Here is a 25,953-nt window from a genome sequence, read left to right on the forward strand (position 1 = left end):
ATGAAGTTCTATCAATCTTCAAAATGGATTCAAGTTGGCATTATTGCTGTTGTAACAGCAATTTCTGCCCCTCAAGTGTTTGCTCAAGACGCAGGTACGCGTGTTGCAGTTGTGAACTCTGAGAAAGTATTTAACGAGTCTAATCTTGCTAAAGCAATGCAGACTCGTTTGCAGAATGAGTTTACAAAGCGTCAGAATGATTTGCGTGACAGCGCTCAAAAGATTAAGTCTGCTGCTGAAAAGCTAGACCGTGATGCTGCTGTGATGAATGAATCAGAGCGTATTCGTCGTCAACGCGAGTTGGCTGACCAGGATCGCGAATTGCAGCGTAAGCAACGTGAGTTCACTGAAGATCTTAATCAGCGCACTTTCGAAGAGCGCGCCAAGATTGCAGAAAAAGCAAATGCAGTCTTAAAGCAAATTGCTGAACAAAGAAAAATTGATGTCATTGTTCAAGAAGCAGCTTATGTCAGTCCAAAGGCTGATGTGACCGATGATGTTATCAAGGCTTTAAATAGCCAGAAGTAAGCTTTATGCCGACCGCCATTGAGCTGGCCGAACAGTTTCAAGCAAGCTTGGTGGGGGAGGCTTCCCACGGATTTACGGGCCTCGCTCCTTTGGAGCGAGCGCAGTTCGACCAAATATCCTTTTTATCGAATCCGCTCTATCGCCAACAGGCTAGTGAAAGCTCTGCCGGAGCGTTGATTGTTAGTCAATCAGACTTCGAATTTTTGCAGGCAAATCCTAGTGCCAACTCAGCGAAGCGTGTGTATTTTGTTGCCAAAAATCCATACGCTACTTTTGCAAGAATGGCGCAACACTTTGCTAAAGCTAGTAGCCCAAAATACGAGCCTGGAGTTCATCCTAGCGCAGCAATTGATCCAAGCGCTATAGTCCCGTCTTCATGCCATATTGGACCATTTGTACAAATAGCTGCAGGCGTAAAACTTGGTGAGCGCGTTTCTATACTTGGTAACACTAGTGTTGCTAAAGATAGCGTTATTGCAAGCGATACATTGATCTACCCATCCGTATCAATTTATTACGGCACTCAAATTGGCGAGCGCTGCATTATTCATAGTGGTGCAGTGATTGGTGCTGATGGTTTTGGTTTTGCTCCTGATTTTTCTGCCAAGGGCGGAGAGTGGGTCAAGATCCCTCAGACAGGACGTGTTGTCATTGGCAATGACGTAGAGATCGGCGCATCAACCACGATTGATCGTGGTGCAATGAGTGATACGGTAATTGGCGCTGGCACCAAGATAGACAACCAGGTGCAAATTGCGCATAACGTCATCGTGGGCGCATGTTGCGTAATAGCGGGTTGTGCGGCAATCTCTGGAAGTACCAAGATAGGTAATTTCTGCATCATTGGTGGCGCCGCTAACTTTGCAGGTCATTTGACGATTGCAGATAGAACAACGGTTTCTGGCAATACTTCGATTATTCGCTCCATTACAGAGCCTGGCCAGCATTTCACTGGTGTGTATCCTTCAATGCTCCACGGTGCGTGGGAGAAAAATGCCGCTATTTTGCGTGGTCTAGATAAAATTCGTCAGCGCTTGCGCTTACTGGATAAAAACAAATCTTCAGAGTCTTGAGATTCTATATATCTAAAATTAATATTTACTTTTCAGCGGGTCATTTATGAGCACACCAATCGCAATCGACATTAACAAGATTCTTAAATTGCTTCCGCATCGCTATCCATTTTTATTGGTAGATCGTGTACTAGAAATTTCCCCGCGCGAAAGCATTACTGCATTAAAAAATGTCACCATGAATGAGCCTTTTTTCCAAGGTCATTTCCCTGATTTTCCGGTCATGCCTGGAGTATTGATTATTGAAGCCTTGGCCCAAACTGCAGCCTTACTAACCTTCTCTGAAGAGCGTGCTGAGGATGCTATTTATTACTTTGCAGGTATTGATGGGGCTCGCTTCAAAAAGCCGGTATTACCTGGTGACCAACTGATTATGACCGCCACATTAGAGCGGGGTCGCGCTGGTATTTATAAGTTTGCTGTTAAGGCAACTGTAGATGGCGAGATTGCTGCAGAAGCAAATATCACTTGTGCGGTACGTACGAAAGGCGCGTAATGACTCGGATTCATGCATCTGCCGTAGTGGACAGCAAGGCTGAGCTGGCCAGCGATGTTGAAGTTGGTCCTTATTCCGTAATCGGACCTAACGTCAAGATTGGTGCTGGAACCAAGATTGGCTCTCATACCGTGATTGAGGGCTACACAACCATTGGCAAAGAAAATAACTTTGCACACTTTGCTGCTATTGGCGGCCCTCCACAGGATATGAAGTACCGTGGCGAGCCAACCCAACTCATTATTGGTGATCGCAATACTGTTCGTGAGTTCACGACGATTCATACCGGCACATCTCAAGATGAGGGTATAACCCGCATTGGCAACGACAACTGGATCATGGCTTATGTGCATATTGCCCATGATTGTCAGGTTGGTAATCACACAATCTTCTCAAGTAATGCCCAAGTCGCTGGCCATGTGCAAGTAAATGACTGGGCAATTATGGGTGGCATGTCTGGCGTGCATCAATTTGTTCGTATTGGCCAACATGCTATGCTGGGTGGTGCATCCGCTTTAGTGCAAGATATTCCTCCGTTTGTGATTGCTGCAGGGGATAAAGCTTCCCCCCATGGGATTAACGTAGAAGGCTTAAAGCGTCGTGGATTCTCGAGCGAAACAATTTCTGCATTGCGCCAAGCTTATAAGGTTCTCTATAAGGATGGCCTGAGTTTTGAAGAGGCTAAAGTAGAAATTCAGAAGATGGTAGTTGCTTCTGCAGGTGATCCTGCAACTGCCGAGAAGCTTGCTCAGTTCCACGATTTCATTGCCGCCTCTACTCGCGGCATTATTCGGTAACGGAATTGCTTTGCCAAAGTTAGCTTGTGTAGCCGGCGAACCTTCTGGCGATCTATTAGCAGCGCCAGTTCTTAGTGCGCTAAATCAAATACCGGATATGTCCGGTCTTGAGGTTTATGGCATTGGTGGCCCTCGCATGCAGGCTGAAGGCATGCGCTCTGATTGGCCTATGGAAACTTTGAGTGTGCGCGGCTATGTTGAGGCTATCAAACAACTTCCGGCTATTCTGAGGTTGCGCAAAGAACTCATTCAAAATCTTCTGCATGAAGGGCGCCCTGATGTTTTTTTAGGAATAGATGCTCCCGACTTCAACTTAGGCGTTGAATTGCAGTTGCGCAAGGCAGGCATTCCGACTTTGCATTTAGTTTCACCTTCGATTTGGGCATGGCGAGCAGGGCGTATTAAGAAGATTTCACAAGCTGTTGAGCGCATGCTCTGCATCTTCCCATTCGAGACCGAAATCTATGACAAGGCAGGTGTAGCCTCGACTTATGTAGGGCATCCATTGGCTAGCGAGATTCCGCTTGAGCCCAATATCCAGCAAGCAAGAGAAAAAATCTGTCATCACTTGAAACTTCAAAAATCTTCTCTTGAAGGCTTAGTCATTGCAGTGCTCCCTGGAAGTCGTGGTTCTGAGATTGAACTTATTGCCCCTGTTTTTTTTGAAACTATGCAGTTATTGACCGAGAGATTAAAGGGTCAAAAACTTCACTTTTTAATTCCGGTGGCAACGCCACGCTTGCGTGAGCCTCTCGAGCAACTTTTGCTTAAAACTAAAAACACTACTCCTGATATTCAGATTCATTTGCTAGATGGTATGGCTGATGAAGTATTAGAAGCTTCTGACGTAGTGTTAATTGCAAGTGGTACAGCGACATTACAAGCAGCCTTATGGAAAAAGCCGATGGTGATTTCTTATAAGGTGCCCTGGCTAACTGCACAGATCATGAAGCGTCAGGGTTATTTGCCTTACGTAGGCTTACCAAATATCCTTTGTGGAGAGTTTGTTGTTCCCGAGTTCTTGCAAGATGATGCCACCCCAGAGAAGTTGGCTAATGCCCTACAGGAGTGGCTGGAGCATCCGGTAAAAGTGGCTGAACTAAAAGAGCGCTTTGCAAAGATGCATGAAACCCTACGTCGACCCACAGGCCTATTGGTTGCGCAAGCAGTGGCGCAAACGATTGCCAATAATCGCAATAAGCAAGTAAGCGCATGAGTCTGATTTGGGTCTGTGGTGTTGATGAGGCCGGGCGTGGACCATTAGTAGGTGCAGTAGTGGCTGGCGCTGTAGTGCTCGATCCCAATAATCCGATTGATGGATTAAAAGATTCCAAGAAATTAACTGCTGCTCGTCGTGAATATCTCTATGAGCAAATTATGGAAAAGGCAAAGGCCTGGGGTGTTGGTGAGGCCAGCCCGCTAGAGATTGATCAGATCAATATTCTGCAAGCTACTATGTTGGCAATGCGCAGGGCGATTGAAGACCTCACCACCCGCTTAGGGACCTGGCCCGATAAAGCATTGATCGATGGAAATCGTTGCCCAGAGTTGCCAATTGCTGCAGAGGCAATTGTGAAGGGTGATGCTAAAGAGCCAGCAATATCTGCTGCATCGATTGTGGCAAAAGTAACGCGTGATCGTCAGATGATGTCTCTACATGAACGTCACCCAGAATATGGCTTTGCACAACATATGGGGTATCCAACAGAAGCTCATTTTGCAGCCCTCAAGCAATATGGCGCATGCGATCAACATAGAAGAAGTTTTTCGCCGGTACGTAAAGCGCTTGAATCGATTGAAAACTAAGTTATAAATAAGTTATGAACTTTGATCTCATCACCTCCAAAGAGAATCCTTTATTTAAGGAGGTTCGCAACCTGCAAGCCACGGGCTCCAAGGGTCAAAAGGCTAGGCTAGCAAGTGGCCAAGCTTTATTAGAAGGCATCCATCTTGTGCAAACCTGGGTAGGTGACCCAGCGTTAAAGACTTTGCTTACTTCAGAAATTGGCCTAAAGAATATTGAAATCTCTCAAGCCGTCTACGAACATCTCGAGATTTGTCCTGAGACCAAAGTATTTCAGTTGGATAGTGCACTCTGGGACTTGCTCTCGGATTTAGTGAATGCGCCGCATATTGCCGGTCTATTAAACCTTCCTAAATCAACGATTACTTCACCACAGTCAATTGCAACATTAGAAGGTGATGTAGTGATATTGGATCGCGTGCAGGATGCCGGAAACGTAGGATCAATTTTGCGTACTGCCGCTGCAGCTGGATTTACACAAGTGATTGCATTGTCTGGTTGTGCCCATCTATGGTCTACCAAGGTATTACGTGCCGGAATGGGCGCTCACAAATTGCTAGATTTGTATGAAGGCTGGTCTAACCAGCAAATATTGAGTGCCGTGACCGCGCAATTATTGGCTACTACAGCAGATGCAGAGCAAGATCTCTACTCTCTAAAGAAAGATCTACTGCATCCAGTTGCTTGGGTGATGGGTAGCGAGGGCCAAGGAGTATCTGAGGATATTCTTGCTCAGGCTAGAGGTGTATCAATCCCTATTGACCCCAGAGTAGAGTCACTCAACGTTTCAACGGCAGCGGCCGTGTGTTTGTTTGAGACTCTTCGAGTTAGACGAAGCTAGTTTTACCTAACAATGATCAACCCAAGATCGTTTTATCGGACTTAATTGCTTGTAAAACGGTGGTCGCAATTTCCTCAATGGATTTGCTAGTTGTAAGCACCCATGGAATAGACTGTTTTTTCATCATTGCCGTTGCTTCATTAATTTCATAACGACAGTTTTCAAGCTTGGCGTAATTACTACCAGGTCTACGTTCATTACGAATCTCAGATAAGCGCTCTGCATCAATCATGAGTCCAAAGATCTTCTGGCGGTAAGGTACTAGATCCTTCGGCAGTTGCCCACGTTCAAAGTCTTCTGGAATAAGAGGGTAGTTTGCTGCCTTGAGACCGTATTGCATTGCCAGGTACAAACTTGTGGGGGTTTTTCCAACCCTAGAGATGCCAATCAGGATGACATCGGCTTCAGCCAAGTTTTGATTGGATTGGCCATCATCATGGGCTAAGGAGTAGTTAATCGCCTCTATACGGTTCTTATAAGCCTCGGTGTCCGCATTGTGGTGGAGTCGGTTCATGGCATGGGTAGATTTCATGCCGAGGGCTTCCTCCAGAGGTGCTACGAAAGTCTGGAACATATCTAGGATGAGGCCGTTTGCCTTCCCTACAATGGCGTTGAGCTCAGAATTCACCAAAGTGGTGAAAACAATGGGTTGAACGCCATATTTACTGGCCGCCTGATTGATGCTGCTGACGGCATCATGGGCTTTGTCAACGCTATCCACGAATGGCACTCGAATATGCTTAAAAGTGGCCTCAAATTGAGCCAAAATCGACTGGCTGAAGTTCTCGGCGGTAATGCCGGTACCGTCAGAAACGATAAAAACAATGCGGGTTTCGTTAGACATAGATTTAGCTTAAAAGTCGGGGTCAGCACTACAATAGAATCATATTAAAGCATGCCCCATATAAGGTGGCCGCTACACCAATTTCCTTATCTTTAGAGAGTATTTTATGTCCAACCAACAGCAACAAAATAGCAGTATGGCTGATGCCTATGTTTTGCCTTTTGAGCAACTTCGCATGACGGATGTTGAATCCGTCGGCGGTAAGAATGCCTCACTAGGGGAGATGATTTCTCAGCTTGCTTCTACTGGGGTTCGTGTTCCAACAGGTTTTGCTACCACTGCATTGGCATTCCGTGATTTTCTAAAACATAACAATCTGACTGAGCGCATTCAGCAGCGCTTAGAAGGTTTGAATATTGATGATGTGCGCGCATTGGCACAAGCTGGTGCAGAGATTCGTAACTGGATCGAAACAGCGCCATTTCAACCAAAATTAGACGAAGAGATTCGCAAGGCATTTGCTGTGTTGGATGACTCTGGCAAGGGCTCATTCGCAGTGCGTTCGTCAGCTACTGCTGAAGACTTGCCTGATGCTTCTTTTGCAGGTCAGCAAGAAACTTTCTTGAACGTCGAGGGTATTGATGATGTTCTCAAGAAGATTCGTGAAGTATTTGCCTCACTTTATAACGATCGTGCGATCTCCTACCGCGTTCATAAGGGCTTTGCCCACGCTGAAGTAGCCTTATCTGCCGGTATTCAGCGCATGGTGCGCTCTGACCTAGGGGCTGCAGGGGTGATGTTCACATTAGATACTGAATCTGGATTTGAAGATGTGGTTTTCATTACCTCAAGCTATGGCTTAGGGGAAACAGTGGTTCAGGGCGCAGTTAATCCTGATGAGTTTTATGTATTCAAAACTACTTTAGCCAAAGACAAGAAAGCAATCATTCGTCGTTCTTTAGGTTCTAAGTTGATTCAAATGCAATTTGCACCTAAGGGCTCTGCAGAAAAAGTGCAGACAGTAGATGTAGCTCCTGAGAAGCGTAATCGTTTCTCATTGGAAGATGCGGACATCACTGAGTTGGCCAAGTATGCGGTGATCATTGAGAAGCACTACGGTCGTCCGATGGACATCGAGTGGGGTAAAGATGGTCAAGATGGCCGCATTTACATTTTGCAAGCTCGTCCTGAGACAGTGAAGAGTCAGGCTGCAGGCCAAGTAGAGATGCGCTATAAGTTAAAAGGTAGCTCAAAGGTATTAGCAAAAGGCCGTGCGATCGGTCAAAAGATTGGTGCTGGTCCAGTCCGCATCATTCGTGACCCAAGCGAGATGGATCGTGTCCAGCCTGGTGACGTATTGGTTGCCGACATGACTGATCCAAACTGGGAGCCAGTCATGAAGCGTGCTTCAGCGATTGTGACTAACCGCGGTGGTCGCACCTGTCACGCTGCGATTATTGCTCGTGAATTAGGTGTACCTGCGGTAGTTGGTTGCGGTGATGCGACCGAGCATTTGCAAGACGGCATGATGGTGACAGTTTCTTGTGCTGAAGGTGATGAAGGCCATATCTATGATGGCTTGATCGAAACCGAAGTTACTGAAGTTTCTCGCGGTGTATTGCCTGAGATTCCAGTGAAGATCACAATGAATATTGGTAACCCTCAATTGGCATTTGATTTCTGTCAAATTCCGAATGCTGGTGTTGGCTTAGCTCGCCTAGAGTTCATTATTAATAACTACATTGGTGTACATCCACGTGCAGTATTGGAGTACCCAAACATTGACCCAGATCTCAAGCGTGCAGTTGAGAGTGTGGCCCGCGGTTACGCTAGCCCACGTCAGTTCTACGAAGACAAGTTGGTTGAAGGTGTGGCAACTATTGCTGCTGCTTTCTATCCAAAGCCAGTAATCGTACGTTTGTCAGACTTCAAATCTAACGAGTACAAGAAGTTGATTGGTGGATCACGTTACGAGCCGGATGAAGAAAATCCAATGTTAGGCTTCCGCGGTGCATCACGTTATGTATCAGAGGATTTCGGTGAGGCTTTTGCTCTCGAGTGCGCGGCTATGAAGCGCGTTCGTGAAGATATGGGTCTGGATAATGTCGAGATCATGGTTCCATTTGTGCGCACTATTAATCAGGCTAAGCGCGTGATCGATATGATGGAGAAGTTCGGCCTCAAGCGTGGCGTCAATGGTTTACGCCTCATCATGATGTGCGAGATTCCTTCCAATGCAATTTTGGCTGATCAGTTCCTCGAATACTTTGATGGCTTCTCTATCGGTTCAAACGATATGACTCAATTAACTTTGGGTCTAGATCGTGACTCCGGCATGGAGTTGCTTGCAATAGACTTTGATGAACGTGATCCAGCAGTGGAGTTCATGATTGCCCGCTCTATTGATGCTTGCCGTAAGCAAAACAAGTACGTTGGCATTTGCGGTCAGGGTCCTTCAGATCACCCAGACTTTGCGCGCTGGTTGGTTGAGAAGGGCATTACTTCCATCTCATTAAATCCAGATAGCGTAGTTGCTACCTGGGAGATGTTGGGTAAGAACTTAAAAGCCTAATTGGCGAAGTCGTAAAAAGCAAAAGGCCTAGATTCTTCTAGGCCTTTTTGTTTGGTGAAGCAGAAGAGCGCTTTAGCTATTTATTTTGCTTTTGCCTTGACGCTGGATCTCTTAACTGACTTCTTGGCGGCTGGGGTTGCTACCTTTGCTTTTGATTTTGCAGGCTGGCGATTAACAGGAACTGCACCCATCTTTTTAGCCGGCGCTGAAATTGCACTCGACTTATTGGCGCCACTCCAGCTTGGTTCTGAAATCGAGTTAAACGCCGCACGCAGTTTTTCGCCCCAAAGCTGATGAATCATCTGGAAGTAGGGGTTGGACTCGTCCATCGTAACCAGCTTATTCGCTTTGAGGGAATTCTTTTCATATACAAGCAAATCGAGCGGCAGACCTACAGAAATATTACTGTTTAGCGTGGAGTCCATGGAGATCAAAGCGCACTTGGTTGCAAGATTCAATGAGGTGTTGAAGTTCAACACTCTATCTAGAATTGGCTTGCCATACTTAGATTCACCAATCTGGAAGTAGCAAGTCTCTGGCGTGGCTTCAATAAAGTTACCCGCTGAGTAGATGTTAAATAGGCGGGGTCTTTCACCTTTAACTTGTCCGCCAAAAATGAGATTGCAGTTAAAGTCGATTCCTGCTTTTTCCAATGCTCTATGGTCACGCTCATACACCTGTTTGATGGCATCGCCAATCACAACAGCGGCATCATGCGTATTTTCGGCGGTCCAAAGATTTTTGCCATTCAGTAACTGACCCTGCAAGAGAATTTCTTTAACAGCCTGAGTAATGGCAAGGTTGCCAGCACTCATCAAAGTGAAGAAACGATCCTTTTCTTGAAACAAGGTCATTTTTCTGAAGGTGCCGATTTGATCTACGCCTGCATTAGTGCGGGTATCCGACAAAAATACAAGACCATCTTTCAGGCAAAGCCCAACACAATACGTCATTCTCTAACCCTCTTCATTAATTCTGGTGATTATCTCTTAAAAACCAGATGGGCTAGCTTAGCTGTTGAATCGAAATATTGGCACTCAATTCTTCGCCTCCGCCTCCGGTACGCACCCCTTTTACAGGAGCTGCAGAGTAGTAGTCACGACCTACTGCTAGTCTGATGTGACGTGAATCAATAAGGCAGGCATGGGTGATATCAACGCTCGTCCAAATACCTTTTTCAATGTCACTGCAAAAGTCTATCCATGCATGGCTTGCAAGGTTTGGGGATTCTTCTGCAAAGAAATAGCCGCTGACATATCGCGCTGGTATTCCAGAGGCTCGACATAGGCTCAACATAATATGAGCATGATCTTGGCAGACACCAGATTTCATGGCAAAAGATTGCGCAGCGGTGGTAGCAAAGTTAGTCTGACCTGGAGTGTACACAATCAAACCCTGAACAGCCTCGGCGAGTTTAAGTACTTGATCAACAGAATTTTCCTTTGGAAGACTATATGAGAAATACTCCAACATGGCATCTGTTGGCTCGGTCAGATTAGTTTGCTGCAAAAGGTAATAAGGGGAAACTGCTTTAGCTTCATCGATGAACTCAAAAGCATCCTGTGTATGAACTTCGCCTTCGGCCTCAAGCATCATCGAGGTATAGGGAGTCTCTTGCACAAAGACACTGCATACGTTCCCGAAAGTATCTATGGAGTTAGATGCCTTAATCGGAGTGCTAATCTTCCACTTATCAATTTGCTGGCCTGCGATGGCTGGTGGAGTCAAGCGTAACTCCTGAATGGAGTAGCGCACAGGCGTTTCATAGCGATATTCAGTGCGGTGACGGATCTTTAGGTGCATATATTCTTTGGTGAAGTCTTAAGCGACTGCTAATGGGATGAGGTATGCATTACTAAATTCATCAGCAATGTGATTAATGCGCTCCAAGAAAGACTCAATATATTCTTCGAGGCCTTGCTCGAAAACCTCATCGATATCGGAGTAATCCATACTTGCTTTGAGTTTGCCGAGTAAGCGTTCAATTTCTTTAGATTGCTGATTCTTTACCTCTGAAATAAGGGGAATGAGTTCATTCACGCAGCACACCAGGGAGCGCGGCATTTGCTTATTAAAGATCAGTAGCTCTGCAACTTGTTTTGGCGTGACTTGATCTGAATAGATTTGACGGTAAATCTCAAATGCGGAGACTGAACGAAGCAATGCAGCCCAGTGATAGAAGTCAAAGAATTCCCCATCGGTTCCTTCATCCGATGATTTATTAGCCCCAAGTACCTTTAGCGTTGCTTGATCTTCATATTTGGTTTCTAAGATGCGGGCAGTGTTATCAGCACGCTCCAGAAGCGTTCCAACGCTAATGAAGTAGAAGGCCTCATTCTTAAGCATCGTGCCATAGAGAACGCCTCTAAAGAGGTGGCAGCGATGTTTAACCCACTCCAGAGGACGGCTGGGGTCGGCTTGATGTCTCGCCTCCAGGATGCGCTGTAGTTCAAGCCAGGTAGTGTTCTGGGTTTCCCAAACTTCGGACGTAATCTTGCCGCGAATGACGCGGGCATTTTCTCGGGCGGCATAAAGGCACGAGACGATGCTGGAGGGGTTGCTAGTTTCATAAATCATGAAATCCAACACATTCTCACGGTTGATCACATCATATTTACTGAGAAAAGCTTCTTCTAACTTAGAAATCGTCAGCAATTTTTTCCAGCTTTGCTCTAAAAACTCAGCAGGCTGTGGAAGCAGGGATGTCTGATGATTTACATCGAGCATGCGGGCAGTATTCTCTGCACGCTCGGTATAGCGAGCCATCCAATAAAGACAATCAGCAGTACGACTAAGCATGTTTACTCTTTCCTTATTTCTCTAGCACCCAGGTGTCTTTAGTTCCGCCACCCTGGGAGGAGTTCACTACTAAAGAGCCTTCTTTGAGCGCGACCCTAGTTAATCCACCTGGCACCATCTTGATGGTTTTGCCTGAGAGAACAAAAGGTCTTAAATCGATATGTCTTGGAGCAATGCCTGACTCTACAAAAGTAGGGCAAGTAGAAAGAGCCAAGGTAGGCTGAGCAATATATTTATCTGGATTGGCGATTAGATGCGTTCTAAATTCTTCAATCTCTGCTTTAGTAGAGGCTGGACCCACCAACATGCCGTAACCGCCAGCACCATGAGTAAGCTTTACTACCAGCTTCTCTAAGTTCGCTAAGGTATATGCCAGATCATCGGCCTTGCGACACTGGAAGGTTGGCACATTATTCAGAATGGGTTTTTCACCAAGATAGAACTCAATCATCTCGGGGACATATGGATAGATTGACTTGTCATCAGCGATACCAGTTCCAATCGCGTTGGCTAATGTCACATTACCAGCGCGATGCGCGGACAGTAGTCCCGCAACACCCAAGGTGGAGTCGGAGCGAAACGCTAATGGGTCTAAGAAGTCATCATCGACACGGCGGTAGATCACATCGACCCTTTCAGGACCTTGGGTAGTGCGCATAAAGACTTGTTCGTTCTTTACAAATAAGTCCTTGCCTTCAACTAACTCAACGCCCATCTGCTGTGCAAGATAGCTGTGCTCAAAGTAAGCAGAGTTATACATACCTGGCGTTAATACAACGACGTTTGGTTTTTTAACGTCATCAGGTTTTACAGACTTAAGACATTCCAATAAAAGATCGGGGTAGTGCTCAACTGGCGCAATGCGATATTTTTGGAAGAGGTCAGGGAAGAGTCGCATCATCATCTTGCGATCTTCAACCATATATGAAACGCCAGACGGAACACGTAAGTTATCTTCTAATACGTAGAACTCGCCTTCACCTGCGCGCACAATATCGATACCGGCAATTTGTGCGTAGATGTCGCGCGGTACGCTTACATTGCGCATCTCTGGCCGGTATTGCGCGTTGTTATAAATCTGTTCGGCAGGAACAATGCCCGCTTTGATGATTTCTTCATCGTGATAGACGTCATAGATGAAGCGATTGAGCGCTTTAACGCGTTGGCGTAAACCTGCTTCAAGTTGTTCCCACTCTTTAGCGGTAAAGATGCGAGGCACTTGATCAAAAGGAATGGTTCTTTCTGAGCCAAGGTCGTCACCGTAGACGGCAAAAGTAATACCTACTCGCCTAAAGATGAGGTCGGCTTCAGCACGCTTGAGACCCATAAGGGTGTCACTTTGCTGCTTTAACCAGTTGTGAAAGATTTGGTAGTGGGGACGCGCTTTGCCTGCGGCGTCGAGCATTTCGTCAAAAGGCAATTTCATAGTTATAAAACTAATGCCTTTATAAAAGCTGGAATAAATGATTTGAAGCGGCTTGGTGCCGTATTGCACCGAATTAGTGCATAAATGCTCAGATACTAGCCCTGAGGCCAGCATACCCCAGTTTTAGGCCTATTAAGCGTTTAAATCGCCTCTGGCAATACGTCCCTTTTGCACTTCCCACTCACGCTCTTTAGTGGCCGCACGTTTGTCATGCTGTTTTTTGCCTCTGGCTAGGCCAATTTCACACTTCACATTCCCTTTGGAAAAGTGCAGGTTGAGAGGGACGAGGGTATAGCCCTTTTGCTCCACTTTCCCGATGAGTTTGCGGATTTCAATGGCGTTGAGTAGTAGTTTTCTGGTGCGGGTGTTATCGGGCACGATATGGGTAGAGGCCGATAGGAGAGGGGTGATATGGCAGCCAATCAGGAATAGCTCCGCCTTGCGAATGACGACATACGCTTCCTTGATGTGCACGCGACCTGCGCGGATGGCTTTTACTTCCCAGCCTTCCAGCACAAGCCCTGCCTCAAAGCGCTCCTCGATAAAATAATCAAAGAAGGCTTTTTTGTTATCGACGATACTCATATTTATTTAGCTCTCAAGAACGATTATGGCAGACGTCTACAAGACCGTTTTAATTGGCCAATCAGCCGACCGCATGTATGGCTTGGTGACAGATGTTGCCCGCTATCCTGAGTTTCTGCCGTGGTGTGGCGGCGTGGAAATTTTTGAGCAGACCGAGACTGTGCTTGATGCCAAAATCAATATTCATTTCAAGGGTATTACCCAGTACTTTCATACGCGTAATGTGAACCATCGCCCGGAAACCATTGATATGGTCTTTGTGGACGGCCCGTTTAAGCATTTTTCGGGGCAATGGAACTTTATCCCTTTAAGAGATGATGCTTGCAAGGTTGAGTTCAAGCTGCACTGGGAGTTTAAGAGTGTCATTCTAGACAAGATTATTGGACCCGTCTTTGGTCATATAGCCGGCACCTTTGTGGATTGTTTTGTTAAGCGCGCTGAAGAGCTCTATGGCTGAGCGCGTAATTAACCTCATTCTCTGCGATGCTAGGCGGGGTGAGCCAGTGCTCAAGCCGTTTCAGCTGCTTTTGGAAGAAGGTCAGTCAGCAACAGTGGGATTGGCTTTAGTTAGGGCTGGAATTGCGGTTGGAGCTGATGACCCCGTTTTAGCCAGAAAGGGCTGCTTTGGGGTCTTTGGGAAGCGTAAAGACTGGGATAGCCCCATTTATAACGGCGATCGCCTAGAGCTTTACTCACCCTTATTAATAGACCCCAAGACGGTTCGGCGTAAAAAGGCCAACCAGAACCAAGATGCCAAATTCCAGGCTGCCGCAGCTAAAAGAAAGGCTAGGAGGCTATAATCGGTTTTTGCGACTAGGGGTTTTGCATGCGACTCATTCAAAAAGCACTCACTTTTGACGATGTGCTCCTCGTACCGGCCTATTCATCGGTACTTCCTCGAGATGCCAGCTTGGCAAGTAAGTTAACTCGAGAAATTTCACTCAATACACCATTGGTGTCCGCAGCTATGGATACCGTGACCGAAGGCCGCTTGGCAATTGCCATGGCCAGCGAAGGTGGTATTGGCATCATTCATAAAAACTTAAAGCCTGCTGAGCAAGCGCGTGAAGTAGCGAAAGTTAAGCGCTACGAATCTGGTGTGCTGCGTGATCCAATCACCATCAGTCCAGATGTCACCTTGCGTCAAGTTATTCAGCTTTCTCGTGAACATGGCTTCTCTGGTTTCCCAGTCCTCGTTGGCAAAGAAGTGGTTGGCATTATTACTAACCGCGATTTGCGTTTCGAAGAAGACTTGGATGCGCCAGTCAAAAGCAAGATGACTCCACGTGATCGTTTGGTGACTGTAAAAGAAGGTTGCTCACTGGACGAAGCAAAACGTTTAATGAGTCAGCATCGCTTGGAGCGCGTATTAGTTGTTAATGACAAGTTTGAGTTACGCGGTCTCATTACTGTAAAAGATATTCTAAAAGCTACCGAGCATCCAAATGCTTGTAAGGACGGCGAAGGCAAGCTGCGCGTGGGTGCGGCGGTAGGCGTTGGCCCTGATAATGACGAGCGTATTGAGTTGTTGGTGCGCGCTGGTGTCGACGTCATAGTGGTAGATACTGCACACGGTCATAGCCAGGGTGTTTTAGATCGCGTGAAGTGGGTTAAGAAAAACTATCCTCATGTGCAAGTAATCGGCGGCAATATTGCTACTGGTGATGCTGCTAAAGCATTAGCCGATCATGGCGCAGATGGTGTGAAAGTGGGTATTGGCCCAGGCTCTATTTGTACTACTCGTATTGTTGCTGGTGTTGGTGTTCCGCAAATTACAGCAATTGTGAATGTAGCGACTGCGCTTAAAGGTACAGGCATTCCATTGATCGCTGATGGTGGCGTACGTTACTCCGGTGACGTTGCAAAAGCATTAGCAGCTGGCGCTAGTTCTGTAATGATGGGTGGCATGTTTGCTGGTACGGAAGAAGCTCCTGGAGAAGTGTTCTTGTATCAAGGACGTTCTTATAAGAGTTATCGCGGTATGGGTTCTTTGGGCGCGATGGCTGATGGCTCTGCTGATCGTTATTTCCAAAGCGACATTGTTGCGAATGCAGAGAAGCTTGTGCCAGAGGGAATTGAAGGTCAAGTGCCGTATAAGGGCAGCGTATTAGCAATCTTGCATCAGCTTACTGGCGGTATTCGTTCTTCCATGGGTTACCTTGGATGCAAAACCATTGATGAGCTCCATGAGAAAGCCAATTTTGTAGAAATCACTTCAGCAGGTGTGCGTGAGTCGCACGTTCATGATGTGAAGATCACTAAAGAAGCGCCAAATTACCATATTGACTAACAATTAAAAAACGCTGAAATAAAGGCTGTTCCTTTCGTGCACGACAAAATACTGATTCTCGACTTTGGTTCACAAGTAACCCAACTTATTGCAAGACGTGTACGCGATGGACGAGTCTATTCTGAGATCCATCCCTACGATTGCGATCCTGAATTTATCCGCAAGTTCATTCAAGAGCAGGGCGGTAAAGGCATCATTCTTTCTGGCGGACCTAGCTCAGTAACTGAAGACGGCAGTCCACGTGCGCCACAAATTGTTTTTGAGCTTGGTGTTCCTGTGCTGGGTATTTGCTACGGCATGCAAACGATGGCCACTCAATTAGGCGGGGCTGTTGCATCCGCTGAATCTTTAGGTAAGGCTCGTGAGTTTGGTTACTCTGAAGTGCGTGCACATGGCCACACCAATTTGCTTAAAGGTATTCAGGATTTCTCCACTAGCGAAGGCCATGGGATTCTTAAGGTGTGGATGAGTCATGGAGATTCTGTTACTACATTACCTCCGTCATTCAAGTTGATGGCATCAACTGAGTCTTGCCCTATTGCGGGTATGGCTGATGAAGAGCGTCGTTTCTATGCATTCCAGTTTCATCCAGAAGTAACTCATACCATCCAAGGCACTGCAATCATTGAGCGCTTTGTACATGAGATTTGCAAGTGCAAGCCTGATTGGGTGATGGGCGATTACATTGCCGAAGCAGTTGAAAACATTCGCAAACAAGTGGGTGATGAAGAAGTCATCCTTGGTTTGTCTGGCGGAGTTGACTCTAGTGTTGCTGCTGCCTTAATTCATCGAGCGATTGGTGATCAGCTGACTTGTGTATTTGTTGACCATGGCTTACTTCGTCTCAATGAAGGCGATATGGTGATGGAAATGTTCGCACGCAATTTGGGCGTGAAGGTCATTCGTGTCGATGCCAAAGAAACCTTTATGGGTGAATTGGCTGGCGTTGCCGACCCAGAAGCAAAGCGTAAAATTATCGGCAAAGAATTCGTAGAAATTTTCCAAACTGAATCTGGAAAAATTCAGAATGCAAAGTGGCTTGCTCAAGGAACTATTTATCCAGACGTGATTGAATCTGCTGGTAAGGGCAAGAAGGGCGCGCACACGATCAAGAGTCACCATAATGTTGGTGGCTTACCTGAAGACATGCATCTTAAATTGCTCGAGCCATTACGCGAACTATTTAAAGATGAAGTGCGTGAACTTGGTGTGGCATTGGGTTTGCCTCGTGAGATGGTATATCGCCATCCTTTCCCAGGTCCTGGTCTTGGTGTCCGCATATTGGGTGAAGTGAAGGCTGAGTTCGCTAGTCTTTTGCAGCGTGCCGATGCTATCTTTATCGAAGAATTACGCAATACAATCGACGAAGCAAGTCAGAAGTCTTGGTATGACCTTACTAGCCAAGCATTTGCTGTCTTCTTGCCGGTGAAGTCTGTTGGTGTGATGGGTGATGGTAGAACATATGAATATGTTGTTGCTCTCCGTGCGGTTCAAACTCAAGACTTTATGACTGCACACTGGGCTCATCTGCCACATGAATTACTTGGTAAGGTTTCTAATCGCATCATTAATGAAGTGCGTGGCATCAATCGGGTTGTATACGATATCAGTGGAAAACCACCGGCAACGATTGAGTGGGAATAAGGGGCGGGCTAAATCAGCCTGCTAATTCCTATGTTTGAGTTACGAGCAACAGCACTCGCAATCCTAGCAAGCTCTGATGTGCAGACTAAAGTAAGTCAGTTGCTTGAGTTGTTTGATGAATATCATCAGCAACGAGTAACCCTTGATGTTTCTCGTAAGGTTGATTCTCAAGATCTCATTCTTCCTGGTCGCCCAGTAAAGCCGGAGCTCGTACTTCCTAAATTAGTTCCTAAAAGAAGAATGGATACGCCCGAAGGTAGGGCAGGCCTATTGCACTCCTTGGCTCATATTGAATTTAATGCCATGAATTTAGCTTTGGATGCGATCTGGCGTTTTCCGGATATGCCCAAGGAATACTATGAAGACTGGCTGAAAGTTGCCAAAGAAGAGGCCTATCACTTCAGCTTAGTTAACGATCATCTGCATTCGCTTGGATTTACCTATGGCGATTTTCCGGCTCACAATAGTTTGTGGGAGATGGTTGAGAGAACAACGGATTCAGTCATTGCCAGAATGGCGCTTGTTCCCAGAACGATGGAAGCAAGAGGGTTAGATGCGGTGCCTTCGATTCGAGATCGCTTTAAGCAAATTAAAGAGGCTCGTGCTGTAGAGATTCTAGAGATTATTCTCAATGATGAAATCGGTCACGTACTGATTGGTAATCGTTGGTTTAATTTCTTATGCTCTAAAGATAATCTATCTCCGATCGTCGCTTATCGAGAGTTAGCTGGAAAATATCGAGCACCTGTTCTTAAGGGGCCATTTAATATCGAGGCTCGCAAGCAAGCAGGCTTCACCTCTGAAGAGTTAAGTCTCCTTGGAGCATAGCCACATGAAGGTATTAAGCCTCATCCCTCCGATGACACAGCTCAATACCCCGTATCCCTCTACGGCTTACCTTACCGGGTTTTTACGATCGCGTGGTGTGGATGCTGTACAAGAGGATTTGGCATTAGCTCTGGTACTCAGTTTTTTTACACCCGAAGGTTTGAGGGAAATTCATGCTCAAGCTCTCAGCATGCCTGAAGAGAATCGTAGTGCAAGTGTCAACTTTTTTCTAGATTACTTTCCCACATATCAATCCACAATCTCGCCAGTAATTACTTTCTTGCAGGGGCGCGATAGCACTCTAAGCCATCGTATTAATAGTCGAACTTTTTTGCCTGAAGGACCGCGCTTTTCATCGCTTGATGCGTTTGATGAAGAAGGGGCTGGTGATTCTTTGTCTTGGGCATTTGGTGCTCTGGGATCGCAAGATCGAGCGCGTCATTTGGCAACCCTTTATCTCAATGATCTTTCTGATGTTTTGCGTGATGCCGTTGACGAACGTTTTGAATTCGTGCGCTATGCAGAGTCACTTGCAAGCAGTCAGCCTACTTTCACACCCTTAGCGGATGCACTCAATACAGAGCCAACGCTGATGGATATGCATTTGCAGGCGCTTGCCAACCAAGCAATTGAGCGTCATCAGCCGAACCTAGTGCTTTTATCAGTCCCATTTCCTGGCGCAATGTATGCAGCCTTACGCATTGCTCAAGTGATTAAAAGCGCTTATCCAGAAATTAAGATCGCATTGGGTGGTGGGTATGTCAATACAGAGTTGCGAGAGCTCTCTGAACCCCGCATATTTGATTTCGTTGATTTCATTACCTTGGATTCTGGGGAAAGACCACTATTAGCCTTGCTAGATCATCTTGCTGACAAGCGCTCTGTTGAGAGGTTGGTGCGTACCTTTATTCGTAATGCGAATAATCAAGTGCAATGTCTCAATTGGCAGGAGCCAGATATACCTTTTGAGGAAGTTGGAACTGCTACCTGGGATGGATTGCCTCTCGATTCTTATCTATCGCTTCTAGATATGCTCAATCCCATGCATCGCTTATGGAGCGATGGTCGCTGGAATAAGCTTACGGTTGCGCATGGGTGTTATTGGAAGAAATGTAGCTTCTGCGATGTATCGCTTGACTATATCTCTCGCTACGAAACTGCATCAGCGAGTTTGTTGGTAGATCGTATTGAACAAATTGTTGCCGAGACTGGGCAAACAGGCTTTCATTTTGTGGACGAAGCTGCGCCACCAAAAGTATTAAAGGCTTTGGCGGAGGAGCTGATTCGTCGTCAAGTTGTCATTTCTTGGTGGGGCAATATTCGTTTTGAAAAAACCTTCACACCAGAATTGGCTGAACTTCTAGCTCAGAGTGGTTGCATTGCTATGTCAGGTGGCCTTGAAGTGGCTTCTGATCGTTTGCTGAATCTCATGAAAAAAGGTGTATCAGTCGAGCAGGTTGCTCAAGTGACCAAAGGTTTCTCAGATGCAGGCATCTTGGTGCACGCATATCTGATGTATGGTTTCCCAACTCAAACCGTGCAAGAAACAGTAGATGCTTTGGAGTATGTAAGGCAGTTATTTGAGAACGGCTGCATCCAAAGCGGCTTCTTTCACCGATTTATCTGCACAGTTCATTCTCCGGTAGGACTTAATCCACAAGAGTATGGAATCGAATTAGTGCCCTTGCCTGAAATCACTTTTGCTAAGAATGATGTCTCCTTTATCGACCCTACTGGGGTGGATCACGACTTGTTGGGGCAGGGCTTGAGGAAGGCGCTTTATAACTATATGCATGGTGTGGGTTTTGATATCAAAGCACACTCCTGGTTTGATGGCTTGGGAATCACTATTCCAAAGGCAACTGTCCCTAAGAATTTCATAGAGAATGCTTTGTACCAATAGCCTGATCGCGGGATTCAGACTTAAAATAATTTCGTGAAGTAATGAGATTAATGCGGGAGAAGAAAATGAATTTATCGCGTCGTACTTTTATTGCATCAGCTGCCTTAGCCCCTGTCGCTTGTGGCGTGCCTTTGGCCTACCAGAGGGGTACTCCTGTTGCCCAACCAAAGCCAACTCCAAATGTGAGAGCACCTCAAGTTGGTCAGGAGTGGACATATGTCAAGCGCGATGTTTTTGATGGCAAGATCCGCGGAGTGATTACGGAAAGAGTCGCTAGTGTTGGCTCAACCATTGTGATAGAGCGTAGAGATGAGGATGGCAGTCAATTGCCAAGTGAGATACAGGGGCCATGGGGCGTAGTGCAATTAGATACATCATGGCCGCGTCTGATGAGCTTCAAGCCGCCGATTCCCCTGTGGCCTGAAGAGTTGACATCAAGCTGGAGTAAGCAATTAAATACCAAATATAGCTTAGGCGGATATTCTGAAAATGCTTATGGCTGGCAAGAATTTATGAGCGCACATGGTTGGGAGCAAATTACCGTTCCTGCTGGAACCTTTTTAACTTTGCGTTATCAAAATCTCATTAACTTCGAGAGTAATGATGACAATAAAGTTAATTGCATTCGCAAGCAAACCATTTGGTTTGCCCCAAGCATTGGTCGCTGGGTGGCCAAAGAATCATCCGGCTCATACATGATTCAGGGGCAATTGGGTATGCCTAATTTAGAGGATAGTTATCAATGGCAGCTGACTTCATACAAGTAAGTATCTTCCGCCGAATATTTTTGATGGCTCTACCAGCTTTGCTGGTGGGTTGTATTTCTTCCCAACCTGCTCCTAGAGGTCGACTTGAGGCCCAGCCTATGCCACCTCCCATGGTAAGAGCGCCAAAGATTGGTCAAGAATGGGTCTATCAAGTTCGCAATATTTTTAACCAAGAGATTGTGGACACCGTCACTGAGAGGGTCGTATCGGTGGGCGATCAGATTCGTATTAGTCGCTCCGGAGTTAAGGCGGGTCCACTTCCAGATGAAATCCAGTCGCCTTGGGGCTATGTCATTCAAGATCCACACTGGCAGCCTCCTCAGAAATTTACCAAAGCCATACCTTTGTGGCCCGAGCAATTACAAGTTGGTTGGAATAAATTCTTCACCACCCAATATGAGGCTCTTTCTTATCCTGGAGCTACTTATTACTGGGGTCTGAGTATGGCTGCAACCCAGTGGGAGCGCATTAAATCTCCTGCTGGTGAGTTTTCAGTATTACGAGTTCATAACGAAATACCGAATTTTGTCAGCAACGACCTCTTTAGGGTTGGTAATGTTCGAGATGAGGAGTTATGGTTTTCACCGGAGATTGGTCGGTGGGTGGTTCGCAGGAGCTCTGGACGCTACATTACCTCGGGCGTATATTGGGCTAATGCCTACTGGGAGGATTTCCTGGAGTGGGAGTTAATCTCCTGGAAGTAAGCAAAGCGCTTAAAATAGGTGCATTGCTATGTATACCGTAAAAGAACTATTTCCCACCCTCCAAGGCGAAGGTGCCCATGCTGGTAGGGCGGCAGTATTTTGCCGCTTTGCAGGATGTAATCTATGGAGCGGTCGCGAAGAAGATCGCGCTACTGCTATTTGCCAATTCTGCGATACCGATTTTGTTGGTAGTGATGGTTTTGGTGGTGGTAAGTTCGATACTGCAATTTCACTTGCGGATGCAATTGAGACTTCATGGCGCAGCACTTCTGCCGGACCTCAGCAACGTTATGTAGTTTTTACTGGTGGCGAACCACTCCTCCAGCTGGATGACGAATTAATCGCAGCGCTTCACCAAAAAGGTTTCGCAGTCGCCATTGAAACCAATGGCACGATGAAAGTTCCTAAGGGAGTAGATTGGGTTTGTGTAAGCCCTAAAGCAGGTTCCGATTTAATTGTTTTGCAAGCAGACGAGCTAAAGCTAGTAATTCCACAACAAGATCATGCGGATTTAGAAAAGATCATGGCTCGTTTTGAGAAAATGGACTATCGCAATCGCTTCTTGCAACCCATGGATGGGCCGAGTCTGAAAAGTAATACAGAATTGGCCGTCAGCTTATGTCAAAAACGCCCTTTATGGAGATTGAGTCTGCAGTCTCATAAACTGATTGGAATTCGGTAATCAAGCTAAGCAAAAATATATTAATAGAGCACTTAATGACAACTAAACAACCAGCTATCTCCATTACCCGCCGCCTTGAGTTCGACTCTGGTCACCGCATTCCGAATCATGATGGGCAATGTCGCCATCTTCATGGACATCGCTATGCAATAGAGGTTACGCTGACTGGTGAAGTTGCGGATCATCCTGGCAAAGCAGATGATGGAATGGTTTTGGATTTTGGCGACATCAAACGCTTAACAAATCAATACGTTGTTGAGTTGTGGGACCATGCATTTTTGGTGGCAAAAGAGGATGAGGGATTGGTTGCTTTCTTGGCGACATTGCCTAACCATAAGACCGTCATCATGGAGCATGTACCTACTGTAGAAAATCTTGCTAATGCAGCATTTGCGATATTGCAGCCTGTATTTAGTAAGGCTTTTAGTGGTCGCTTAGAGCTTTCGTCTATTCGTCTTTACGAGACGCCCAATTGTTGGGCTGATATTCATTCTGCCTAAATGACGCAAGCTGAGCTTGACCAGCAATATATGCGCATGGCAATTGAGCAAGCTCAATTGGCAGCGCAATCAGGTGAGGTTCCTGTAGGTGCTGTATTGGTCAAAGATGGCCAAGTTATTTCCAAAGCTTTTAATAAGCCAATTGCAAATCACGATCCTAGTGCACATGCTGAAATGCTGGCTCTGAGAGAGGCCGCTTTGGCTGAAGAAAATTACCGCATTCCAGGCAGCACTCTCTATGTCACTCTAGAGCCATGTGCAATGTGTTCTGGAGCTATGCTCCATGCTAGGATTGATCGTGTGGTCTATGGGGCGTCAGATCCTAAGACAGGCGCGGCAGGCAGTGTTTTAGATATCTTTGCCTCTAAGCAAATTAACCATCAGACTAGCGTAGAAGGTGGCATTATGAGTGAAGAGTGTGGTCAGTTGTTGCGCGATTTTTTTAAGGGACGACGTTGAAATCCATTCACCTGATTGCTCCATCTGGAGCAAGTTTAGATAGCAAAAGCCCTCTAGCTGGCATCAATTGGTTAGAGGGTCAAGGCATTGCTGTAGAAAACATAGATTGTGTGAATCGAGTTTATGAGCGATTTGCAGGGAGTGATGACGCGCGTCTTGCGGAGCTCAATCACTTATCCAAATTAGATCCACGTGCCTTAGTGATGGCAATGCGTGGCGGTTATGGTCTTCATCGCTTACTCCCAGGCATTGAGTGGAGCGCGATTGCAAAAGCGATTCAAAATGGTTTGCAAGTATGTGGCCATAGTGACTTCACAGTATTTCAGCTGGGTCTATTGGCAAAAACAGGTGCAATGACATTGGCTGGACCCATGCTTAATTATGACTTTGGGCGACTTGGCGATGATGGCGCTCCAGTAGCGCCAGATGCCTTCATGTGGCAGCATTTTCAAAATGCTGCTGAAGGCCGCAAGTTGGAATGTGAAGTATCAGCCCAGCAAGCTTTCTTAGGTAAAGCTAAGACTAGCTCCCTTACAGGTCTGCTATGGGGTGGAAACTTGACTGTTGTAGCGGGTTTGGTTGGGACACCTTACCTTCCTAGCAATAAGCAAACGCAAGGCGGCATCTTGTTCCTTGAGGATGTTAATGAGCACCCTTATCGGATTGAGAGAATGATGATGCAGCTTCTGGATGCGGGAATACTTGCAAATCAGGGCGCCATTCTGCTGGGTGGATTCTCCGCTTACCGTTTGTACGATAACGATAAAGGTTATTCGTTGGAGCGGGCTATAGAGGCGATTCGTAAGCGTTTGCCAGAAGAGACTCCAATCTTGACTGGTCTTCCATTTGGGCATCAGGCGAATAAATTAACTTTGCCTGTTGGTGTTTCAGCGAATATAAGCTTCAACCCAAATGGATTTGAGCTGAAGTCCCAGTGGTAGTCATTAGAAATCTTTTGAGGCACCCTTTTTTGAGGGGCGTTCTCACTCTCATTGCATTTACATTTACAGGGGCAGTCATGGCAACCGAAGAGCCAAAATACACTGTTCTTGAAAAAGAACCTCCTTTTGAAATCCGCGCCTATGCGCCAATGATTCTGGCCGAAGTTCAGGTTGAAGGGGATTTAGATGGGGCATCCAGCCAGGGCTTCCGTTTAATTGCTGCCTATATATTTGGTCAGAACCAAGTGAGTGAAAAAATAGTGATGACTGCACCGGTCACGGTAGTAGATCAATCAGTAAAGAATGCAAAGATTGCCATGACTGCCCCTGTGGGGATTGAGTCAAATGCTGGTAAATGGGTTGTGTCGTTTGTGATGCCGGCTGAGTACACCATGGAAACGATTCCCAAGCCACTAAATTCTCAAGTGCAATTGCGTCAAATTCCGGCAGTAAAAAAGGCTGTCATCAGCTTTAGCGGTTTTTATAACGACCAAAAAGTTACTGAGAAAACTCTCGAGCTTGAGCAGTGGATGAAGACCAAGAATCTCCAAAGCACTGGTACTCCCAATTTTGCGCGTTACAACCCGCCTTGGACTTTGCCATTTATGCGCCGCAACGAAGTCATGAATAACCTACGTGACTAATTTTTCGCTTCAAAGCTTTTTAGAAAAAACTGACCGCCACCATTAATTCCTAAAGCTTTCGTTAGGGTAGGTAAGGCTTGAGCCAAATGTTTTTCTAGGGTCCAAGGTGGATTAATGATAAACATGCCGCTTGACTGGAGGCGACGTTCACCAGGTGCATTTTCAACACGCAACTCCGTATGGAGCCAAGAGCGTTTATGTGTTGCGGCAATTTTCTTCAGGCGATCAGGCAGTGTGATCGATTCCCTTCTGGAAATAACGGGGTACCAGATTGCATAGCAGCCAGTGGCAAAGCGTTGCAATGCTTCTTCCATGGCGGTCTCAAGATAGCGATAGTCTTGCTTATCCTCGTAAGAGGGATCAATCAATACCAAGCCACGCCGACTGGGAGGGGGGAGCAATCCCTTCAGCCTGGAAAAGCTATCCTCAGCATAAATATCAATCTGTTTTGATTGCTTCAGCTCGCCAATATTGTGGCGAAGAATATCAATCTCTTTAGGATGTAGCTCAAATAACTTAAGACGATCTTGCGGGCGCAATAGACGCGCTAAAATGAAGGGAGAGCCAGGGTAGGTTGTGAGTTGCCCATCAACATTCTCTGCGTTGATGAATTTCAAATATTCCAAAATACTTTCTGGAATTGGCGTGTCAGCATGCTTGCAGGCTTCTACATATTGAGTGAGGCGAAAAATTCCGCCATTTGCTTCTTTGCTGACGGTTGAGAAGCCGTCTTGCAAGCTATAAATACCTGCACCAGCATGGGTGTCCACCATCGTGAGAGCGCCAGGCTTCTCTTGTAGGTACTGAACTAAATGAATCAGGGTGAGATGCTTAAGAATATCCGCATGACTGCCAGCATGGAACGCATGTCTGTAGCTAAACATAT

At 46.2% G+C, this 25,953-nt stretch carries 28 protein-coding genes; 21 read left to right on the forward strand and 7 right to left on the reverse strand.

Going from position 1 to position 25,953, the window contains the following annotated elements; all coding sequences use genetic code 11:
* From QMF28_RS02985 to QMF28_RS03015, 7 genes are read left to right on the forward strand one after another with little or no spacing between them, the layout of a single operon-like run.
* Positions 1–528, forward strand: coding sequence for an OmpH/Skp family outer membrane protein (locus QMF28_RS02985; RefSeq protein ID WP_281743194.1), 528 nt, complete (start codon positions 1–3; stop codon positions 526–528).
* A 5-nt stretch (positions 529–533) separates the two neighbouring features.
* On the forward strand, positions 534–1,601 hold the full coding sequence (gene lpxD, locus QMF28_RS02990) for a UDP-3-O-(3-hydroxymyristoyl)glucosamine N-acyltransferase (protein ID WP_281743196.1): 1,068 nt from the start codon (positions 534–536) through the stop codon (positions 1,599–1,601).
* 46 nt (positions 1,602–1,647) lie between these two features.
* Entirely contained in the window at positions 1,648–2,097 is a 450-nt protein-coding gene (gene fabZ / locus QMF28_RS02995; protein WP_068322521.1) for a 3-hydroxyacyl-ACP dehydratase FabZ, read from the forward strand.
* Positions 2,097–2,894, forward strand: a complete 798-nt coding sequence (gene lpxA / locus QMF28_RS03000) for an acyl-ACP--UDP-N-acetylglucosamine O-acyltransferase (RefSeq protein WP_281743198.1) — start codon at positions 2,097–2,099, stop codon at positions 2,892–2,894. Before fabZ ends, lpxA begins: the two co-directional genes overlap by 1 nt.
* Before the next feature lie 10 nt (positions 2,895–2,904).
* Positions 2,905–4,110, forward strand: a complete 1,206-nt coding sequence (lpxB, locus tag QMF28_RS03005) for a lipid-A-disaccharide synthase (protein ID WP_281743606.1) — start codon at positions 2,905–2,907, stop codon at positions 4,108–4,110.
* Positions 4,107–4,700, forward strand: coding sequence for a ribonuclease HII (gene rnhB / locus QMF28_RS03010; protein ID WP_281743199.1), 594 nt, complete (start codon positions 4,107–4,109; stop codon positions 4,698–4,700). The genes lpxB and rnhB overlap by 4 nt, the downstream gene beginning before the upstream one ends.
* Positions 4,701–4,714: 14 nt before the next feature.
* Positions 4,715–5,539, forward strand: a complete 825-nt coding sequence (locus QMF28_RS03015) for a TrmH family RNA methyltransferase (RefSeq protein WP_281743200.1) — start codon at positions 4,715–4,717, stop codon at positions 5,537–5,539.
* A gap of 16 nt (positions 5,540–5,555) precedes the next feature.
* On the opposite strand, the gene ppsR is transcribed toward QMF28_RS03015, so the two are convergent.
* Positions 5,556–6,383 carry a posphoenolpyruvate synthetase regulatory kinase/phosphorylase PpsR gene (gene ppsR / locus QMF28_RS03020; protein WP_068322530.1) on the reverse strand — a complete coding sequence of 276 codons (828 nt, stop codon included), beginning with the start codon at positions 6,381–6,383 and terminating at the stop codon, positions 5,556–5,558.
* A gap of 106 nt (positions 6,384–6,489) precedes the next feature.
* Between ppsR and ppsA the strand changes: the two genes are divergently transcribed.
* Positions 6,490–8,895: a phosphoenolpyruvate synthase gene (gene ppsA / locus QMF28_RS03025; RefSeq protein WP_281743202.1), complete on the forward strand. Its 2,406-nt coding sequence runs from the start codon at positions 6,490–6,492 to the stop codon at positions 8,893–8,895.
* An 80-nt stretch (positions 8,896–8,975) separates the two neighbouring features.
* On the opposite strand, the gene QMF28_RS03030 is transcribed toward ppsA, so the two are convergent.
* The 5 genes from QMF28_RS03030 to smpB all read right to left on the reverse strand — a co-directional run bounded on the left by QMF28_RS03030 (position 8,976) and on the right by smpB (position 13,705).
* Positions 8,976–9,848, reverse strand: a complete 873-nt coding sequence (locus QMF28_RS03030; protein ID WP_281743203.1) for a proteasome-type protease — start codon at positions 9,846–9,848, stop codon at positions 8,976–8,978.
* A 52-nt stretch (positions 9,849–9,900) separates the two neighbouring features.
* Positions 9,901–10,698, reverse strand: coding sequence for a transglutaminase family protein (locus QMF28_RS03035; protein ID WP_281743205.1), 798 nt, complete (start codon positions 10,696–10,698; stop codon positions 9,901–9,903).
* 18 nt (positions 10,699–10,716) lie between these two features.
* Positions 10,717–11,694 (reverse strand): alpha-E domain-containing protein, encoded by a 978-nt coding sequence (locus QMF28_RS03040; protein WP_281743207.1) that lies wholly within the window; start codon positions 11,692–11,694, stop codon positions 10,717–10,719.
* A gap of 13 nt (positions 11,695–11,707) precedes the next feature.
* Positions 11,708–13,120, reverse strand: a complete 1,413-nt coding sequence (locus tag QMF28_RS03045) for a circularly permuted type 2 ATP-grasp protein (protein WP_068321852.1) — start codon at positions 13,118–13,120, stop codon at positions 11,708–11,710.
* Positions 13,121–13,252: 132 nt separating this feature from the next.
* The gene (smpB, locus tag QMF28_RS03050; RefSeq protein WP_068321829.1) at positions 13,253–13,705 is read right to left on the reverse strand and encodes an SsrA-binding protein SmpB; all 453 of its coding nucleotides are present in this window, start codon (positions 13,703–13,705) and stop codon (positions 13,253–13,255) included.
* Positions 13,706–13,730: 25 nt separating this feature from the next.
* Between smpB and QMF28_RS03055 the strand changes: the two genes are divergently transcribed.
* The 13 genes from QMF28_RS03055 to QMF28_RS03115 all read left to right on the forward strand — a co-directional run bounded on the left by QMF28_RS03055 (position 13,731) and on the right by QMF28_RS03115 (position 25,067).
* On the forward strand, positions 13,731–14,162 hold the full coding sequence (locus tag QMF28_RS03055) for a type II toxin-antitoxin system RatA family toxin (protein WP_068321826.1): 432 nt from the start codon (positions 13,731–13,733) through the stop codon (positions 14,160–14,162).
* Positions 14,155–14,505: an RnfH family protein gene (locus tag QMF28_RS03060; RefSeq protein WP_281743209.1), complete on the forward strand. Its 351-nt coding sequence runs from the start codon at positions 14,155–14,157 to the stop codon at positions 14,503–14,505. Before QMF28_RS03055 ends, QMF28_RS03060 begins: the two co-directional genes overlap by 8 nt.
* A 26-nt stretch (positions 14,506–14,531) precedes the next feature.
* Positions 14,532–15,995: an IMP dehydrogenase gene (gene guaB / locus QMF28_RS03065; RefSeq protein ID WP_281743210.1), complete on the forward strand. Its 1,464-nt coding sequence runs from the start codon at positions 14,532–14,534 to the stop codon at positions 15,993–15,995.
* 36 nt (positions 15,996–16,031) lie between these two features.
* Positions 16,032–17,639 carry a glutamine-hydrolyzing GMP synthase gene (gene guaA / locus QMF28_RS03070; RefSeq protein WP_068321816.1) on the forward strand — a complete coding sequence of 536 codons (1,608 nt, stop codon included), beginning with the start codon at positions 16,032–16,034 and terminating at the stop codon, positions 17,637–17,639.
* Between the two features lie 30 nt (positions 17,640–17,669).
* Complete coding sequence (locus QMF28_RS03075; protein ID WP_281743212.1) at positions 17,670–18,467, forward strand: ferritin-like domain-containing protein; 798 nt, start codon at positions 17,670–17,672, stop codon at positions 18,465–18,467.
* 4 nt (positions 18,468–18,471) lie between these two features.
* The gene (locus tag QMF28_RS03080; RefSeq protein WP_281743213.1) at positions 18,472–20,370 is read left to right on the forward strand and encodes a B12-binding domain-containing radical SAM protein; all 1,899 of its coding nucleotides are present in this window, start codon (positions 18,472–18,474) and stop codon (positions 20,368–20,370) included.
* Between the two features lie 65 nt (positions 20,371–20,435).
* On the forward strand, positions 20,436–21,137 hold the full coding sequence (locus QMF28_RS03085) for a hypothetical protein (protein WP_281743215.1): 702 nt from the start codon (positions 20,436–20,438) through the stop codon (positions 21,135–21,137).
* A complete protein-coding gene (locus QMF28_RS03090; RefSeq protein ID WP_281743216.1) occupies positions 21,113–21,841 on the forward strand; it encodes a hypothetical protein in 729 nt (242 codons plus the stop codon). Before QMF28_RS03085 ends, QMF28_RS03090 begins: the two co-directional genes overlap by 25 nt.
* 28 nt (positions 21,842–21,869) lie before the next feature.
* Positions 21,870–22,523: a 7-carboxy-7-deazaguanine synthase gene (queE, locus tag QMF28_RS03095; protein WP_281743217.1), complete on the forward strand. Its 654-nt coding sequence runs from the start codon at positions 21,870–21,872 to the stop codon at positions 22,521–22,523.
* A gap of 35 nt (positions 22,524–22,558) precedes the next feature.
* Positions 22,559–23,023 (forward strand): 6-carboxytetrahydropterin synthase QueD, encoded by a 465-nt coding sequence (gene queD, locus QMF28_RS03100; RefSeq protein WP_068321798.1) that lies wholly within the window; start codon positions 22,559–22,561, stop codon positions 23,021–23,023.
* Complete coding sequence (gene tadA, locus QMF28_RS03105; RefSeq protein ID WP_068321795.1) at positions 23,024–23,482, forward strand: tRNA adenosine(34) deaminase TadA; 459 nt, start codon at positions 23,024–23,026, stop codon at positions 23,480–23,482.
* Entirely contained in the window at positions 23,479–24,423 is a 945-nt protein-coding gene (locus tag QMF28_RS03110; RefSeq protein ID WP_281743220.1) for an LD-carboxypeptidase, read from the forward strand. Before tadA ends, QMF28_RS03110 begins: the two co-directional genes overlap by 4 nt.
* Positions 24,424–24,500: 77 nt before the next feature.
* Entirely contained in the window at positions 24,501–25,067 is a 567-nt protein-coding gene (locus QMF28_RS03115; RefSeq protein WP_281743221.1) for an SOUL family heme-binding protein, read from the forward strand.
* Here the strand turns inward: QMF28_RS03115 and QMF28_RS03120 are convergent.
* The gene (locus QMF28_RS03120; RefSeq protein WP_281743222.1) at positions 25,064–25,951 is read right to left on the reverse strand and encodes a 23S rRNA (adenine(2030)-N(6))-methyltransferase RlmJ; all 888 of its coding nucleotides are present in this window, start codon (positions 25,949–25,951) and stop codon (positions 25,064–25,066) included. The two genes, QMF28_RS03115 and QMF28_RS03120, sit on opposite strands and share 4 nt — an antisense overlap.
* Positions 25,952–25,953: the final 2 nt, after the last annotated feature.

The sequence above is a fragment of the Polynucleobacter yangtzensis genome (genome assembly GCF_027924165.1).
Taxonomy (GTDB): domain Bacteria; phylum Pseudomonadota; class Gammaproteobacteria; order Burkholderiales; family Burkholderiaceae; genus Polynucleobacter; species Polynucleobacter yangtzensis.